The organism is Escherichia sp. MOD1-EC5189, from assembly GCF_002966045.1.
Taxonomy (GTDB): domain Bacteria; phylum Pseudomonadota; class Gammaproteobacteria; order Enterobacterales; family Enterobacteriaceae; genus Escherichia; species Escherichia coli_F.
Map to the genome: position 1 here is coordinate 1 of NZ_PTRX01000027.1, position 14022 is coordinate 14022.

General features: G+C 48.3%; 15 protein-coding genes and 2 tRNA genes. 4 read left to right on the forward strand and 13 right to left on the reverse strand.

Annotation, left to right across the window (positions count from 1 at the left end):
* Position 1: 1 nt before the first annotated feature.
* The 13 genes from ATB02_RS19735 to cydA all read right to left on the reverse strand — a co-directional run bounded on the left by ATB02_RS19735 (position 2) and on the right by cydA (position 9384).
* Positions 2 to 77 (reverse strand) — tRNA-Val (locus tag ATB02_RS19735).
* A gap of 135 nt (positions 78 to 212) precedes the next feature.
* Positions 213 to 288, reverse strand: a tRNA-Lys gene (locus tag ATB02_RS19740).
* 164 nt (positions 289 to 452) lie between these two features.
* Complete coding sequence (gene cpoB, locus ATB02_RS19745) at positions 453 to 1244, reverse strand: cell division protein CpoB (protein WP_000097569.1); 792 nt, start codon at positions 1242 to 1244, stop codon at positions 453 to 455.
* A gap of 9 nt (positions 1245 to 1253) precedes the next feature.
* Positions 1254 to 1775: a peptidoglycan-associated lipoprotein Pal gene (pal, locus tag ATB02_RS19750; RefSeq protein WP_001295306.1), complete on the reverse strand. Its 522-nt coding sequence runs from the start codon at positions 1773 to 1775 to the stop codon at positions 1254 to 1256.
* Between the two features lie 34 nt (positions 1776 to 1809).
* The gene (tolB, locus tag ATB02_RS19755) at positions 1810 to 3102 is read right to left on the reverse strand and encodes a Tol-Pal system beta propeller repeat protein TolB (RefSeq protein WP_001295307.1); all 1293 of its coding nucleotides are present in this window, start codon (positions 3100 to 3102) and stop codon (positions 1810 to 1812) included.
* 132 nt (positions 3103 to 3234) lie between these two features.
* Positions 3235 to 4500, reverse strand: a complete 1266-nt coding sequence (gene tolA / locus ATB02_RS19760) for a cell envelope integrity protein TolA (protein WP_032302713.1) — start codon at positions 4498 to 4500, stop codon at positions 3235 to 3237.
* Positions 4501 to 4564: 64 nt separating this feature from the next.
* The gene (gene tolR / locus ATB02_RS19765) at positions 4565 to 4993 is read right to left on the reverse strand and encodes a colicin uptake protein TolR (protein ID WP_000090097.1); all 429 of its coding nucleotides are present in this window, start codon (positions 4991 to 4993) and stop codon (positions 4565 to 4567) included.
* Between the two features lie 3 nt (positions 4994 to 4996).
* Positions 4997 to 5689 (reverse strand): Tol-Pal system protein TolQ, encoded by a 693-nt coding sequence (gene tolQ / locus ATB02_RS19770; protein ID WP_000131314.1) that lies wholly within the window; start codon positions 5687 to 5689, stop codon positions 4997 to 4999.
* A complete protein-coding gene (gene ybgC, locus ATB02_RS19775) occupies positions 5686 to 6090 on the reverse strand; it encodes a tol-pal system-associated acyl-CoA thioesterase (protein WP_001098384.1) in 405 nt (134 codons plus the stop codon). Before ybgC ends, tolQ begins: the two co-directional genes overlap by 4 nt.
* 149 nt (positions 6091 to 6239) lie before the next feature.
* A complete protein-coding gene (ybgE, locus tag ATB02_RS19780) occupies positions 6240 to 6533 on the reverse strand; it encodes a cyd operon protein YbgE (RefSeq protein WP_105272132.1) in 294 nt (97 codons plus the stop codon).
* Entirely contained in the window at positions 6533 to 6646 is a 114-nt protein-coding gene (gene cydX, locus ATB02_RS19785; protein WP_000270282.1) for a cytochrome bd-I oxidase subunit CydX, read from the reverse strand. Before cydX ends, ybgE begins: the two co-directional genes overlap by 1 nt.
* 14 nt (positions 6647 to 6660) lie before the next feature.
* The gene (gene cydB, locus ATB02_RS19790; protein WP_000568277.1) at positions 6661 to 7800 is read right to left on the reverse strand and encodes a cytochrome d ubiquinol oxidase subunit II; all 1140 of its coding nucleotides are present in this window, start codon (positions 7798 to 7800) and stop codon (positions 6661 to 6663) included.
* Between the two features lie 15 nt (positions 7801 to 7815).
* The gene (cydA, locus tag ATB02_RS19795; RefSeq protein ID WP_000884361.1) at positions 7816 to 9384 is read right to left on the reverse strand and encodes a cytochrome ubiquinol oxidase subunit I; all 1569 of its coding nucleotides are present in this window, start codon (positions 9382 to 9384) and stop codon (positions 7816 to 7818) included.
* A gap of 804 nt (positions 9385 to 10188) precedes the next feature.
* On the opposite strand from cydA, the gene ATB02_RS19800 reads away from it, so the two are divergent.
* From ATB02_RS19800 to glmL, 4 genes are all read left to right on the forward strand, one after another.
* A complete protein-coding gene (locus ATB02_RS19800; RefSeq protein WP_105272133.1) occupies positions 10189 to 11133 on the forward strand; it encodes a hypothetical protein in 945 nt (314 codons plus the stop codon).
* Between the two features lie 79 nt (positions 11134 to 11212).
* On the forward strand, positions 11213 to 11635 hold the full coding sequence (locus tag ATB02_RS19805) for a hypothetical protein (RefSeq protein ID WP_105272134.1): 423 nt from the start codon (positions 11213 to 11215) through the stop codon (positions 11633 to 11635).
* A gap of 544 nt (positions 11636 to 12179) precedes the next feature.
* Positions 12180 to 12629, forward strand: a complete 450-nt coding sequence (glmS, locus tag ATB02_RS19815) for a methylaspartate mutase subunit S (RefSeq protein WP_000710393.1) — start codon at positions 12180 to 12182, stop codon at positions 12627 to 12629.
* On the forward strand, positions 12629 to 14017 hold the full coding sequence (gene glmL, locus ATB02_RS19820; protein WP_105272136.1) for a methylaspartate mutase accessory protein GlmL: 1389 nt from the start codon (positions 12629 to 12631) through the stop codon (positions 14015 to 14017). The genes glmS and glmL overlap by 1 nt, the downstream gene beginning before the upstream one ends.
* Positions 14018 to 14022: the final 5 nt, after the last annotated feature.

Here is a 14022-nt window from a genome sequence, read left to right on the forward strand (position 1 = left end):
GTGGTGGGTGATGACGGGATCGAACCGCCGACCCCCTCCTTGTAAGGGAGGTGCTCTCCCAGCTGAGCTAATCACCCGATACTACGCTGGATACTACAACTAACTAGGTTAGTGGTGGGTCGTGCAGGATGACTCGACTTCGTCTCGCCCTTCGGGCCGTTGCTGACGCAACGTTATCCTTCACGTTTTACTACCGCTTCCACCTTAGCGATTGGTGGGTCGTGCAGGATTCGAACCTGCGACCAATTGATTAAAAGTCAACTGCTCTACCAACTGAGCTAACGACCCACTTTTTCGTTGCTTTCGGTTTGTTTGATATCCCGTGGCAACGGCGGCATATATTACTGATTTCAGACTTGAGCGCAACAAAAATTTCGATGTAGATCACTCAACTGCTTATGATTCGCACGACACGACCAGAAATAATGCGACTTCTGGTCGTGTGTTATGCATTACATCGCGTTCAGACGTTTTTGCGCCTGTTTTGCGCCATCAGTCCCAGGGTATTTACTGATAACCTGCTGATATACAGCTTTCGCTTTTGCGGTGTCACCTTTGTCCTGCATGATGACGCCGACTTTAAACATCGCATCTGCAGCCTTCGGTGACTTCGGATAGTTTTTCACTACCGAAGCAAAATAATACGCCGCATCATCTTTTTTACCCTTGTTGTAGTTTAACTGACCCAGCCAATAATTGGCGTTTGGCAGGTAAGTTGAATCAGGGTAATTTTTGATGAAATTCTGAAATGCCACCATTGCGTCATCCTGGCGGGATTTATCCTGCACCAGCGCAATAGCTGCATTGTAATCCGTGTTTGCATCACCGCTTTTCACCGGCGCGCCAGCATTCGCAGTACCAGCATCAGCTGTCGGCGTCGTTGATGCCGCCGCACCGCTTTGATCGCCGCTGGTTGATTGCGCCGCTGCACCACCGCTGCTGAGGCTATCGATCTGCAACAGGATCTGCTTTTGCCGCTCCACGACCTGATTCAGTTGATACTGATTTTCCTGAATCTGACCACGCAGGGAATCAATATCGGATTGATTATCAGAGAGTTGTTGCTGGAGTTGGGTTAAAAGCTGGCTGTGAGCATTAGAAATACGCTCAAGTTGAGTGACGCGGTCTTCGACCGAGCCTGAGCCGACACTACTGATTGGTGCCTGAGCAAAAGCGGCCCAGGGGGCCGCTATACCAACCAGTAACGACAGACTCAATAGTTGATGTCTGAAGTTACTGCTCATGCAATTCTCTTAGTAAACCAGTACCGCACGACGGTTTTTGGAGTATGCCGCTTCGTCATGACCCAGTACTGCAGGTTTTTCTTTACCGTAAGAAACGATGGAGATCTGGTCTGCAGAAACGCCTTTACCCTGCAGGTACATCTTAACGGCGTTCGCACGACGTTCACCCAGGGAGATGTTGTATTCCGGAGTACCACGTTCGTCCGCGTGACCTTCTACGGTGACTTTGTAAGACGGGTTGCTACGCAGGAAGTTTGCGTGTGCATCCAGCATTTGAGCGAAGTCAGAACGGATATCGTACTTGTCCAGATCGAAGTAAACGATGTTGTTCTGCTGCAGCTGTTGCATTTGCAGACGAGCCTGCTCTTCGGAAGACATGTTGCCATTGCCGCCGTTCGCATCCATACCAGTGCCGGCACCCAGCATGCCTTCGCTGCCGTCATTGCTGGCGTTCTTGTTGGAAGAACATGCCGCAATTGCCATAACAGGCAGAGCAATCATCAGCCCTTTCAGCACTTTGTTCAGTTGCATTTCAATGATTCCTTTACTATTCAATTAATTATTATCACAGATACGGCGACCAGGCAGGGAATTTGACCTGTCCATCAGTTGCCGGAAGACGCGCTTTGAAACGCCCATCTGTAGAAACCAAATTCAGCACGGATCCCATCCCCTGAGAAGAGCTGTAGATTACCATAGTGCCGTTAGGTGCCAGACTTGGCGTTTCATCCAGGAACGTGGACGACAGAACTTGTACGCCTCCCGTTGCCAGATCTTGTTTGGCAATGTGCTGCTGCCCACCATTGGAGCTGACCATTACCATAAATTTACCGTCGCTGCTGACATCCGCATCCTGGTTCTGCGAACCTTCCCAGGTAATACGTTGTGGCGCACCGCCGTTGATATTCACTTTATAAACCTGCGGACGACCGGCCTGGTCAGAAGTAAATGCCAGGTTCTGGCTGTCCGGGAACCAGGTCGGTTCGGTATTGTTACTGCGACCATCAGTCACCTGGCGGATCTGACCAGAAGCCAAATCCATTACGTACAGGTTCAGGCTACCGGTTTTCGACAAGGCGAATGCCAGTTTGCTGCCGTCTGGCGAGAATGCAGGTGCACCGTTGTGACGCGGGAATGAAGCCACCTGACGTACAGCGCCATTTGCCAGCGTTTGGATGACCAGCGCGGAACGACCGCTTTCGAAGGTCACATAAGCCAGTTTAGAACCGTCTGGTGACCACGCCGGAGACATCAGCGGCTGCGGAGAACGGTGAACGACAAACTGGTTGTAACCGTCATAGTCAGATACGCGCAGTTCATACGGGAACTGACCGCCGTTGGTCTGAACAACGTAGGCAATACGGGTACGGAACGCACCTTTAATGCCGGTCAGTTTTTCAAACACTTCATCACTGGCGGTATGACCAGCATAACGCAGCCACTGCTTGTTCACTTTGTACGAGTTCTGAGCAAGTACAGTACCCGGTGCGCCGCCAGTGTCAACCAGCTGATAAGCAACATTGTAAGAGCCGTCCGGATTCGGAGTGACCTGGCCGACAACCACAGCGTCAATGCCCAGCGCAGACCATGCTGCTGGTTGTACTTCCTGTGCACTACCCGGCTGCTGTGGCAGACGAGCGCGATCTAATGGATTAAATTTACCGCTGTTACGCAAGTCAGCAGCAACGATGCCGCCAATATCTTCAGGTGCTGCACCAGGACCCGCCCACTGGAAAGGAACAACGCCAATAGGACGACCGGAATCTACACCGCTGTCGATCACAATGCGGACTTCAGCATGCAGAACTGATGCCCACAGTATGAGAAAACCAAATGCTACTCGTAATGCCTGCTTCATCATATCTCCCTTATCTGGACCGATGGCCCACGATAATTTAGCAGAATGTTAACAAACTAAAATACACAAAACTACCAGAACCCCGTGGCAACCGGTGTCTGATGTTGACCGTCGGAACAGTCAGCATCGCGATTACGGTTTGAAGTCCAATGGCGCGTTTTTGAACACTTCATATACTGCCTGGCTTGGTGGTTTCGGGATCTTCGCAAGTTTAGCTGCTGCCAACGCAGCCTGACAAAGTGCGGGATCGCCACCTTCAGGTTTGATATCCAGTAACATACCATCGGGTGCCAGTTTTATGCGCAGCGTACAGGTCTTGCCTGCATAGGACGATGCGTCATAGAACTTACTTTCGATAGCAGATTTAATCTGCCCGGCATAGTTATTGATATCGGCCCCTGATGCGCCATTGTTTTTAGTATTACCACTCCCGGCAGGCGAAGCATTGTTCCCTTTCGCCCCTCCCCCCGTTTTCGGTGCATTCTTACCAGAGCTTAGCTCACCGAAAATATCATCTGCCTCTGCGGCCGCTTTTGCTGCAGCGGCTTTTTCAGCTGCAGCTTTTGCCGCTGCCGCTTTTTTGTCTGCGGCGGCTTTTTCTGCCGCTGCTTTCTTATCAGCTGCTGCCTTTTCAGCAGCCGCTTTTTCTGCTGCTTTTTTGTCGGCTGCAGCTTTCTCTGCCGCTGCTTTCTTATCAGCTGCAGCCTTTTCAGCAGCCGCTTTCTTCTCAGCTTCTGCCTTGGTTTTTTCAGCAGCTTCAGTTGCCGCTTTTTTTCTTGCTTCAGCTGCAGCTGCTTCTGCCGCTTCCGCTTTCTTCTTCAGCGCCGCAGCGGCTGCTTCGGCTTTTTTCTGCGCTTCGGCTGCGGCTTTGGCGGCTTCTGCTTCTGCTTTTTTCTTCGCGTCTGCAGCCGCTTTCTTCGCTGCTTCTTCCGCAGCTTTTGCATCCGCTTCAGCCTTCGCTTTAGCATCTGCCGCCGCTTTCGCTGCCGCCTCTTCCGCTTGCTTCTGCTTTAACTCGGCCTGTTTTGCGGCTTCTTCAGCCTGCTTTTTCTGCTCCTGAGCCGCTAACCGCTCTTTCTCAAGTTGCTTCAGGCGTTCCTGTTCAGCCGCTTGTTTCTCACGCAGTTCTTCCGCAGCCTGCTGTTCCTTCATCTTGCGCTGCTCATCAGAACGCTTCGCGCTTGATTCCTGGCTTTGCATGCGTTTGTACTGCTCAACTACCGCACCTGAATCAACCATTACAGCGTCGATGGACGAACCACCGCCGCCTCCGGCTGAAGCTTCTATATTCTCATCGAACGAACTCCAGATCAGCGCCGCAAATAAGATGACATGCAGCACTGCTGAAATAATTATCGCCCGCTTGAGCTTGTCGTTTTGTTCGGTTGCCTTTGACACTCTCGGTTTCCAAAAACTGTTCGCCTGTTACCCGCTCTCTTTCAAGCTAGGGAAACGCAGATGTTTAGATAGGCTGCGTCATTAAACCAACCGATTTCACACCCGCACTATGTAACAAGTTCAGTGCTTTAATTATTTCATCGTAAGGCACATCTTTTGCGCCACCGATCAGAAAGACCGTTTTCGGGTTGGCCTTGAAACGGCTGGACACTTCCGCCACCACCTGCTCTGGTGGTAAACGCTCCAGGCGATCTTTCTCAACCACCACGGTGTACTGACCAATACCAGACACTTCAACAATCACTGGCGGATTATCGTTACTGCTCACCGCCTGTGATTCAGTAGCGTCTGGCAGATCGACCTCCACGCTCTGGGTGATGATGGGCGCTGTCGCCATAAAGATCAGCAACAGCACCAGCAGTACGTCCAGCAACGGTACAATGTTGATTTCGGACTTGAGATCGCGACGACCTCGTCCACGCGCTCTGGCCATGGCTTACCCCTTGTTGCTCTCGCTAACGGTAAACGCCTGGCGGTGCAGAATCGCGGTAAACTCTTCCATAAAGTTGTCGTAATTCAGTTCCAGTTTGTTTACGCGCTGGTTGAGGCGGTTATAAGCCATTACCGCCGGAATTGCGGCGAACAGACCAATTGCCGTCGCAATCAACGCTTCTGCGATACCGGGCGCAACCATTTGCAGTGTTGCTTGTTTTACCGCCCCGAGGGCGATAAAGGCGTGCATGATCCCCCAGACCGTACCAAACAGACCAATATACGGGCTGATGGAGCCAACCGTACCGAGGAACGGAATGTGCGTTTCCAGATTTTCAAGTTCACGGTTCATGGAAATACGCATCGCTCGCGACGCCCCTTCCACTACGGCTTCCGGCGCATGGCTATTGGCACGATGTAGGCGCACAAACTCTTTGAACCCGCTGTAAAAGATTTGTTCCGAACCGGTCAGATTATCCCGTTTCCCCTGGCTCTCTTGATAGAGGCGAGAAAGTTCGATTCCAGACCAGAATTTATCTTCAAACGCTTCGGCTTCGCGCGCCGCTGCGTTAAGAATACGGGTCCGCTGGATAATAATGGCCCAGGATGCGATTGAAAAACCAATCAAAATCAACATGATAAGTTTAACCAGAAGGCTAGCCTTCAGGAACAAATCAAGGATATTCATGTCAGTCACTGCTTAAACTCCGCGACAATAGACTTGGGAAGCGCACGAGGCTTCATTTTGAGTGGGTCAACGCAAACAACCAGAACCTCTGCTTCATTCAGCAAAGTATTCTCGGCGTTGACAATACGTTGCGTGAAAACCAAAGAGGTGCCACGCATTGATGTTATTTCAGTCTGTATTTCGAGCATATCGTCGAGCCGCGCAGGTGCATAATATTCCACCGTCATTTTACGCACCACAAAGGCAACGCGTTCAGCCATCAGCGCCTGCTGACTGAAGTGATGATGACGCAGCATCTCTGTGCGTGCTCTTTCATAAAAAGCGACGTAACTGGCGTGGTACACCACACCACCGGCATCGGTATCTTCATAGTAGACGCGAACCGGCCATCGAAACAGCGTTGTATTCACTTTACATCCCGGTAATGCAACAAAAGTTAGAGCTTTTAAACGCTGCTACTATACGCGCGCGATTGAGGTTTGGGAATGAGGGCAAGTTAAGGGAGCGTAAAAATTTATGGGCCTGAAGCGGCCCATAAATTTTTAAAGAGAATTCTGATTTAAAAGAAGAAGAAAATCAGCCCGACAATGAGAACGATATCGGCAAGCAAAGGGCAAAAAATCCCTTGCCAGAGAACCTTCTTCGGACGAAAGCCCACGCCGTGAATAACACCAGCACAGACGGCCCACATCAGCAATAAACCATGCCAGATTTCCAGTTCACTGGTCTTCGCGGCGAAACGTGACGGGTCCCAAAACATACATCCTGCTAACAGAAGCGCCATCACGAAGGAAAGCGCCCGCAGGGGGCGCTTGTCCATTACCGCATACAAGGTTGCGATAATCTTACTCATCAGATGTCTTCTTGACCGGCTTTGCCTGATTCGACGTGCTCAAGCGCCAGCGCGGTGATTACCCCAAACGAACAGGCAAGAAGCGTTCCCAGAATCCATGCGAAATACCACATTTTTAGCTCCTTACTTAGTACAGAGAGTGGGTGTTACGTTCAATATCTTCTTTGGTGATACGACCGAACATTTTCCAGTAGCACCAGGCGGTGTAGAGCAGAATGATCGGTACCAGAACCACCGCAACCCAGGTCATGACGTTAAGCGTCAGCTGGCTGGAAGTTGCATCCCACATTGTCAGACTTGCGTTCATCATGGTGCTGGACGGCATCACAAACGGGAACATTGCAATACCGGCAGTCAGGATGATGCAGGCCAGCGTCAGGGAGGAGAACACAAACGCCCACGCCGCTTTATCCATACGTGCAGTCAGAATGGTCAGCAGAGGCAGAACCACACCCAGTACCGGAATAGCCCACAGAATCGGCGTGTTGTTGAAGTTCACCAACCATGCGCCAGCTTCACGAACCACTTCTTTATTCAGTGGGTTAGATGCCGCGTAATGGTCCATTGTTGATTTCACAACATAACCATCGATACCGTACATCACCCATACGCCAGCCAGTGCGAAGCAGACCAGTGTCACCAGTGCCGCCACCTGAGCCGTTGCACGGGTACGCAGGTGCAGTTCGCCCACGGTACGCATCTGCAGATAGGTTGCGCCCTGAGTAATGATCATCCCTACGCTCACCACGCCAGCCAGCAGGCCGAACGGGTTAAGCAGCTGGAAGAAGTTACCGGTGTAGTACAGACGCAGGTATTCATCAACGTTAAACGGTACGCCCTGCAACAGGTTACCGAACGCCACACCAATCACCAGCGGCGGAACGAAGCTACCAATGAAGATGCCCCAGTCCCACATGTTACGCCAGCGGGTTTCTTCAATCTTGGAGCGGTAGTCAAAACCGACCGGACGGAAGAACAAAGACGCCAGCACGAGGATCATCGCCACATAGAAGCCGGAGAACGCAGCGGCATAGACCATCGGCCAGGCAGCAAACAGAGCGCCACCCGCAGTGATCAGCCATACCTGGTTACCGTCCCAGTGTGGTGCGATGGAGTTAATCATAATTCGACGCTCGGTGTCGTTACGACCGAGGAAACGGGTGAGCATGCCCACCCCCATGTCGAAACCGTCAGTGACTGCAAAACCAATCAGCAGAACGCCAACCAGCAGCCACCAGATAAAACGCAATACTTCATAATCGATCATTTGACGACTCCTGTCTTAGCGTGCCGGCTGAGTAGTCGTGGAAGACTGCTCAAAGTGATAGCGACCGGTTTTCAGGCTGCTTGGGCCGAGGCGTGCAAACTTGAACATTAAGAACAATTCTGCCACCAGGAACAGGGTATACAGGCCACAAATCAGCACCATCGAGAAGATGAGGTCGCCTGCGGTCAGTGACGAGTTCGCTACAGCTGTCGGCAGCACTTCACCGATAGCCCAAGGTTGGCGACCATATTCAGCCACGAACCAGCCCGCTTCTACAGCAATCCACGGCAACGGAATACCGTACAATGCAGCGCGCAGCAGCCATTTTTTCTCGCCAATACGGTTGCGGATGACACTCCAGAAAGAGAGCGCGATGATTGCCAGCAGCAGGAAGCCACACGCCACCATGATACGGAACGCGAAGTACAGCGGCGCTACACGTGGAATGGAGTCTTTGGTTGCCTGTTGAATCTGCGCTTCAGTTGCATCCGCCACGTTTGGCGTATAGCGTTTCAGCAGCAGACCGTAACCGAGGTCTTTCTTCATGCTATTGAACTGGTCACGAACCGCCTGGTCAGTAGAACCAGAACGCAGTTGCTCGAGCAGAGAGTACGCCTTCATCCCGTTACGGATGCGTTCTTCATGCTGCACCATCAGCTCTTTCAGGCCGATAACCGGGGTATCCACGGAACGCGTTGCAATGATGCCCAGCGCGTAAGGGATCTGGATCGCAAATTTGTTCGTCTCCTCTTCCTGATCAGGAATGCCGAACAGAGTAAAGGCAGCAGGTGCAGGTTGCGTTTCCCACTCGGCTTCAATAGCAGCCAGTTTGGTTTTCTGCACGTCGCCCATTTCATAACCAGATTCATCACCCAGAACAATAACAGACAGAACGGCAGCCATACCGAAGCTGGCAGCGATAGCAAAGGAGCGTTTAGCAAAGGCGAAGTCACGACCTTTCAACATATACCATGCGCTGATACCGAGGATGAACATCGCGCCAGTCACATAACCAGACGCTACAGTGTGAACGAATTTCACCTGAGCAACCGGGTTAAGCACCAGCTCGGAGAAGCTCACCATCTCCATACGCATAGTTTCAAAGTTGAAATCGGACGCGATTGGGTTTTGCATCCAGCCGTTCGCAACCAGAATCCACAGCGCGGACAGGTTTGAACCGAGCGCCACCAGCCAGGTGACACACATATGCTGAACTTTACCCAGACGATCCCAACCGAAGAAGAACAGACCTACAAAGGTGGATTCGAGGAAGAAGGCCATCAGACCTTCGATTGCCAGCGGCGCACCGAAGATATCCCCTACATAGTGGGAATAGTAAGACCAGTTAGTCCCGAACTGGAACTCCATGGTCAGACCGGTTGCCACCCCCAGAGCGAAGTTGATACCAAACAACTTGCCCCAGAACTTGGTCATATCTTTATAAATCTGTTTGCCGGAAAGGACGTAGACCGTTTCCATAATGGCCAGCAGGAACGCCATACCGAGCGTCAGTGGCACAAAAAGGAAGTGGTACATCGCGGTCAAGGCAAACTGTAAGCGCGACAGTTCGACTATATCTAACATCATGACTCCTTGCTCATCGCATGAAGACTCCGAGAGTGAACCCCGTTAGAAAGGGTCACACGCATGCCCCAATACAAAATTATTTGCTCGCCTCTATCGCTGTCTTTTCCTCAAAAGTGGAAAAGACAATGATAAAAAAGTTACAAATATGTTAATGAATAAACCAAATTGATCCCGTAATTATATTACGCCGCAAAATCCTTACAATAAACAGGTTTTTATTGAGCAAATTTGCATTTTTCGACAGTGATCAATTTATAGCGAAATTGTCACGACCTCACCAATTTGATCTACGACAATTTATCGTGTTTTGCAGATTTTTTTCAAGAATTAAAAATTGATTTATATCAAAACCAGTCAAATATGTTAATTATGTATAAACCATAGACCATTGGTAATTTTATTGTTAATTTATTGTGAAATATTTATGTAACACAATTATTACAATAAAAAGACATAGATAAAAAACCAGTGTTTTATTTAACAGAATCGCCTTATCAACTTTTTATAATACCAATTGATTAGAGTAGCCAATTTGTTGCTATTTTACATAACATATTTTTATCAAAGTTAATTGATTGTTGCCTTTATGAGCATCTCCGTAAGACCGCCATGTTATTGTTTCATTTGTAATAATCACCAATAAGTATTGATGAGAGAGATATCGCTTAACAGAGGCGACTGTGTCTGCATGAACACAGGCAACTTTCGCCTGATAAACGAAAAATGAGCGATTTTTGCAAGTTAGTTTTTCTATAGCCGGGTACGCTGAGCGCCTCGCTTGATTACAATGAGGTTGCTGCCATGGGTCTTGATAATATAGGTTCTGTTGTCAATCGCTTCTCTGGTTGGCCATCAAATGATCCTCTAAAAAAAGATAACGAATCAATGACATCACCCGTGACTGTGCAGGTAATAAAGTTGATTGCCGCCATCCTTGACCCACATCGGATAGTCGTTGGTATCGATACACTTTATACAACGCAGCGCAAAACATTTACCTCAGAGGGTCAACAACTCATTGAATCAGCATTGAAAACACTTAATGTGATGAATTTAAATAACCTGGAAACAGATCGCGATGAGGAGGGTAACTATCTGGCTTTTGGATATAACGTTGACACTCCTGACAGAATAACCGTTTCTGCTTATAATGAAAAAAAACCTTTCTGTTATGGCCAATGTCTTTTAATACAGGATGAAGAACCAGATTTATTTAACCTGGTAAAAATTAAAACCTTTGAAGCCAGGCATAATTATGTTTCTAAATTGATGAGCGATCCGGAATTTATGTTTAAATTCAGTTATAGCGCCCAACAAAATAGATTAGAACCTCATCTTCTGGTTCCCACTTATTTCCCTCTGAAAACAAACCAACCGGTTACGCTAGAGGATGTACTGATACTTTATCGTTTCTTTAAAATGAATGGCGATTTTAATATATTAACATCAGATGAATACATGAGTATCATGACACCTCTGATGAAGTGTGAGCGTAGTGTCCACGACCATAACAGGTATGTGACGGGCAAAGATGCTCTTCTTCTGGACAATCCTCCGTCTGGTAACCAGATTTATTTCCATATTTCCCCTGACGAATCAGCAACACTTGTCCTTTATTTTTCAGACAATAACCTTGAATCCTTCGTCTTTGAAAATGATATTCCGAGCCAGTATCGACATTTCAAAATGTTTACCAATTTAGCACTAGTTATTGATCAGTTAACCGACGCCAATCAAATACTTTAATTTTCTATACAGCCCTGTGTAAAATATTGCTAAACAGTGCCCGGGGTTGATTTTTATTCCTCACGGTGATATTTAAATCATGACACCATCTCAGCTCTCTTTTAATACTCTTCCTGTCAATGCAACATGCACTTCAGAGATAACAGTAAACACACAAAAATTCTCTGACATCCTCTACTCAGTGGGGTATTCCCTAAAGGATCTGGCTTATCTGAGCAGATGTCTGGCATCATTACACCCGACACTCGCCAAAAACATTTATGAAACGGAAAATCTCAGCGATCAAAAATTACTTTATATAGATTGCCGTAGTACAAATGAAATCAAGATAAATATCTTTTTGGGTCAAAAAAGAGAAGAATTAATCGAAATTAGTTCTGATACAGTCATTTTTTCGATACTGTCTTCATTGATTGACTCAGCTATTTCTGAACATCGACATCAAATCCCCGTTAACGATTCAAATAATTCTGAACTATTTTATGAGGATTATACTGATTAAATCCACTCTGTACGAACCTGTCCTGCATTTATGCCAGAAGTATTAGAATCTTTGCTTAACGTTACTCATACAGTAGCACCTTCATGTGCCTCTCTTTTTTACGAAAAATCAAAAGAGCTAACAAAAGTCATTCTTCGCATGAATCATTAATTATTTGTTATTTTCAACATTATTTTTACATTAAGCATATATGAATTGCAGTGAAATTCGAGTTAACTTTTATGAAATGCATTTACTCATGGCTAAAGCCACGTCACAAAAATGCAAATTAGAAGTTGATCACAATTATCTCAATACATCAAATCAAGTTAATTTTAAAAATTTAACATTCATGACATTAGTTGACATAACACGCTGAATTAAAATGAGAATTTAAAAACACACTTTAAACAATCATTTCCCGAAAGACATTTTGAAAATAGATCAATTGCAACATTACGGTCAGATAAAGACACTCCTCTGATATTAAACCTGTGCCGTTATGAACGGCCATAAATACGACGTGTGTAACTTAATTTACTCTCTGTCTTACAAAGGATTACCCATGAAGAAAGCAACACTTGTGATTGGCGTTATTGGCGCGGACTGCCATGCAGTAGGCAATAAAGTTCTGGACCGCGTTTTTAGCAACCATGACTTCAGAGTCATTAATCTGGGCGTAATGGTCAGCCAGGACGAATATATTGATGCTGCCATTGAAACTGGCGCTGACGCGATTGTCGTCTCCTCTATCTATGGGCATGGCGATATCGATTGTCTGGGCATGCGCGAACGCTGCATCGAGCGTGGGCTGGGTAACATCCTGCTCTATGTGGGCGGTAACCTGGTGGTCGGAAAACATGACTTCGCTGACGTGGAAACCAAGTTCAAAGAGATGGGATTTGATCGCGTCTTTTCCCCAAGTCATGACTTAGAAGATGTTTGTCAGCTGATGGCCCACGATATCAACCAACGTCATGACGTTGATACTCGCATTCTTGAAGAGGCAATCTGATGCAAATCGTCTCTGTCGATATTGGATCGACGTGGACCAAAGCAGCCCTCTTCACCCGGGAGGGGGACGCGTTAACGTTGGTTAACCACGTTCTGACCCCAACCACCATCCATCATCTGGCAGAGGGATTTTTCTCCAGCCTTAACCAGGTGTTAAACGTAGATAATGCCCTCCCCCTGTTAAACCGCGGTGAGGTTGCATTGAAGTATTCCTCTTCTGCCAAAGGTGGGCTGGCGGTTGCCGCAATGGGAATAGTGCCTTCTATCACTCTGGAAACCGCGAAAGTAACCGCTCACTCTGCGGGTGCTAAAATTGCGCAATATTACGCCTACAAGCTGAACCGCCGTGATATCCAGGCACTGGAAGAAACGCAGCCCGATATTCTCTTGTTCACCGGCGGCACCGACGGCGGAGAAGAAAGCTACGGACTGAATAACGCCCGTGTGCTGGCAGAATCCAAACTCGACTGCGCCATTATTTATGCCGGAAATCGGGATATTCAGGACAAGGTGCAGGAGATCCTCGGGCATAAAGACCTGACCATCGTCGACAACGTTCTGCCCGATCTTGACCATCCGAACCCTTTAGCTGCACGCCAGGCTATCTGCGACATATTCCTTAAACGCATCGTTAAAGGGAAAGGGCTGGATGTCATTGTTGATAAAACAGGCGAAAAACCAATGCCGACACCATGGACGGTCTTTGAACTGGTTAAGGCAATCAGTAACGTCGATCACAGCTGGAAAGAGTTCATGCTGATCGACATGGGCGGCGCAACCACCGATGTCTATTCCGCCTGTGCCAACACGCTCTCGCCCGACACTGTTTTACATGGCGTACCGGAACCCTTCGTAAAACGGACGGTGGAAGGCGATCTGGGAATGCGCGTCTCGGCAATGGTGGTTGGTGAAAGTGCGAAAGAGTTAGTCAGTGTGAATTTTGCTCAGCAACCCGCACAGTTGGACGCTTTTTATCATTACCTCCGTCATCTAGTCGCTCATCCCGACTACTTACCCGCGAATGCAGATGAAAAATATTTCGATACCGTCCTGGCCGGACTGTGTGTGGGTTATGCCACCGAAAGACATGCGGGCACCAAAAAAGAGGTCTGCACCTGCGTCGGCAATGTCGATTTACAGATGGGACGTGACCTGACAACCGTGCGTAAAGTCGTGGGTTCCGGCGGATGGCTCTCGCGTGCCAGTCAGTTCGATATGCATCACTGGTTGAAATACCGCGAGTTAAACGACGACGGTAAACGCATTCTCTTACCGACCGAATTTGAATATTACCGCGATTCCCGGGGGCTATTACCACTGCTGGCAAACGTCGCCAGAGTCGATCCGCTGGCCGCCGCGCGCACCAGTATTCAATGCTTAACCCTATAACAATT

What these genes read in the sequence shown, in the direction of transcription:
- cpoB (WP_000097569.1), bottom strand. Translation starts at nt 1,244, where the DNA reads ATGAGCAGTAACTTCAGACATCAACTATTGAGTCTGTCGTTACTGGTT.
- pal (WP_001295306.1), bottom strand. Translation starts at nt 1,775, where the DNA reads ATGCAACTGAACAAAGTGCTGAAAGGGCTGATGATTGCTCTGCCTGTT.
- tolB (WP_001295307.1), bottom strand. Translation starts at nt 3,102, where the DNA reads ATGAAGCAGGCATTACGAGTAGCATTTGGTTTTCTCATACTGTGGGCA.
- tolR (WP_000090097.1), bottom strand. Translation starts at nt 4,993, where the DNA reads ATGGCCAGAGCGCGTGGACGAGGTCGTCGCGATCTCAAGTCCGAAATC.
- ybgE (WP_105272132.1), bottom strand. Translation starts at nt 6,533, where the DNA reads ATGAGTAAGATTATCGCAACCTTGTATGCGGTAATGGACAAGCGCCCC.
- cydX (WP_000270282.1), bottom strand. Translation starts at nt 6,646, where the DNA reads ATGTGGTATTTCGCATGGATTCTGGGAACGCTTCTTGCCTGTTCGTTT.
- cydB (WP_000568277.1), bottom strand. Translation starts at nt 7,800, where the DNA reads ATGATCGATTATGAAGTATTGCGTTTTATCTGGTGGCTGCTGGTTGGC.
- cydA (WP_000884361.1), bottom strand. Translation starts at nt 9,384, where the DNA reads ATGTTAGATATAGTCGAACTGTCGCGCTTACAGTTTGCCTTGACCGCG.
- ATB02_RS19800 (WP_105272133.1), top strand. Translation starts at nt 10,189, where the DNA reads ATGGGTCTTGATAATATAGGTTCTGTTGTCAATCGCTTCTCTGGTTGG.
- ATB02_RS19805 (WP_105272134.1), top strand. Translation starts at nt 11,213, where the DNA reads ATGACACCATCTCAGCTCTCTTTTAATACTCTTCCTGTCAATGCAACA.
- glmS (WP_000710393.1), top strand. Translation starts at nt 12,180, where the DNA reads ATGAAGAAAGCAACACTTGTGATTGGCGTTATTGGCGCGGACTGCCAT.
- glmL (WP_105272136.1), top strand. Translation starts at nt 12,629, where the DNA reads ATGCAAATCGTCTCTGTCGATATTGGATCGACGTGGACCAAAGCAGCC.